This window comes from Embleya sp. NPDC050493 (assembly GCF_044458105.1).
Taxonomy (GTDB): domain Bacteria; phylum Actinomycetota; class Actinomycetes; order Streptomycetales; family Streptomycetaceae; genus Embleya.
This window is the reverse complement of record NZ_JBITHP010000004.1, coordinates 1-1,815: the sequence shown is the minus strand read 5'-3', so window position 1 is coordinate 1,815 and position 1,815 is coordinate 1. Positions and strand designations below refer to the sequence as shown.

General features: G+C 70.6%; 1 protein-coding gene. It reads left to right on the top strand.

Features of this window, described 5'->3' with window-relative positions:
* Window positions 1-1,554: 1,554 nt before the first annotated feature.
* A partial coding sequence (locus ACIBM5_RS10115; RefSeq protein ID WP_396006392.1) for a hypothetical protein occupies window positions 1,555-1,815 on the top strand: 261 nt, incomplete at its 3' end.

The following is a 1,815-nucleotide window of genomic DNA, read 5'->3' as shown; positions in this document are numbered from 1 at the left end:
CCGGCGAGACACGGGTGTTGCCTGCGGGAAAAGCGCTGGCAACGGCGGAGCGGGAGGGCAGCCCGGCAAGGTCCGCCGGGGAACCTCCCCGAGTGGGTGGGCAATTCGCGGCACACGTTGCGTCATAGCCGGGTCGGGCACGGGTGGCCTTGTGCTAACCGATCGGCGTGGACCGGCGGAGATCAGCCCGGTCCCAATGTCACCGGCGGTCAGGAGCCCTGGGCTCCCCGGCGAGACACGAGTGTTGCCTGCGGAAAAGGCGCTGGCAACGGCGGAGCGGGAGGGCACTGCCGTCAGGTCCGCCGGGGAGCCTTCCCGAGTGGGCCGGGCGTTCTCGGTGTGCGGTGGGTGTTCGGTGGCGAGAGCTCGTGGAGAGTGGGGTGGGGGGTGGGTGGTTTCGGTCGCCGGAGTGCGAAACCCGGCCCTCGGCAGGTGCTTTCGCCGGTCCTTCCCGTAAAACCGCAGGTCAGCGGGCAGGCGCGGGCTCGTATGCGTCTCGGGATCCGGATCGAGACCCGCGAAGCCCCCGGGGGATTCCTGCCGGCCGACCCGACCCGAAACGCCCACCGCAACGGCCCGACCCGCTGGGGAGGTCTCCCGGCGGGCCTTTCGGAAGATCCGCCGGACAGAGGGGCGGGCGTGGGGCCGGGGGTCTCGATCCGGATCGCGGAACGGCTTCCGGCGCATCGGATTTCCGCTGACCTGGGGTTATACGGAACCGGGCCGCGTGAGCGCCTGTCGAGGGCCGGGTTGTGCACTTCGGCAACCGAAACCGCCCACTCACGGCCCCAATCGACCCCCGGCCACCGAATACCCACCGCACGCCGCAAAACACCCGACCCACTCGGGAAGGTCCCCCGGCGGACCTGACGGCGGTGCCCTCCCGCTCCGCCGTTGCCAGCGCTTTTCTCCGCAGGCAACACCCGCATCTCGCCGGGAAACCCAGGGCTCCTGACCGCCGGTGACCCCGGGACCGGGCTGATCTCCACCAGGCCACGCCGACCGGTGAGCACAAAGCCACCCCGCTGCCCACCGAAGCGCGACCGCCGGCCGAGAACGCCCCGACCCACCCTGGAAGGCTCCCCGGCGAACCTCACCGGGCCGCCCACCCCTCCGCGCCGTTGCCAGCGCTTTTCTCCGCAGGCAACACCGGTGTCTCGCCGGAGAACCCAGGGCTCCTGACCGCCGGTGACCCCGGGACCGGGCCGATCTCCGCCGGACCACGCCGACCGGTTAGCACAAAGCCACCCGCGCCCTACCCGACCAAGTCGCAGCCGCATGCCGAGAGCGCCCGGCCCACTCGGGAAGGTCCCCCGGCGAACCTGACGGCAGTGCCCACCCGCTCCGCCGTTGCCAGCGCCTTTCCCGCAGGCGAGGCCTGTGTCTCGCCGGAGAGCTCAGGGCTCCTGACCGCCGGTGACCGTGGGACCGGGCTGATCTCCGCCGGACCACGCCGATCGGTTAGCACAAGGCCACCCGCTGCCCACCCAGGCGCGACCGCCGGCCGAGAACGCCCGACCCACTCGGGAAGGTCCCCCGGCGAACCTGACGGCAGTGCCCACCCGCTCCGCCGTTGCCAGCGCCTTTTCCGCAGGCAACACCCGCATCTCGTTGGGGAACCCAGGGCTCCTGACCGCCGGTGACCCTGGGACCGGGCCGACCTCCGCCAAACCACGCCAACCAGTTACTGACGTTTTCGTCGTGATGTCGCTTGGTTGGATTTCACTTCCTGGGTCGGATGACAAGTTTGGTTTCGGCGAGACATCCCTCGATGAGATGAGGGCGTCGTTGGATGTGGCGGAGGCCGTGTCTGAT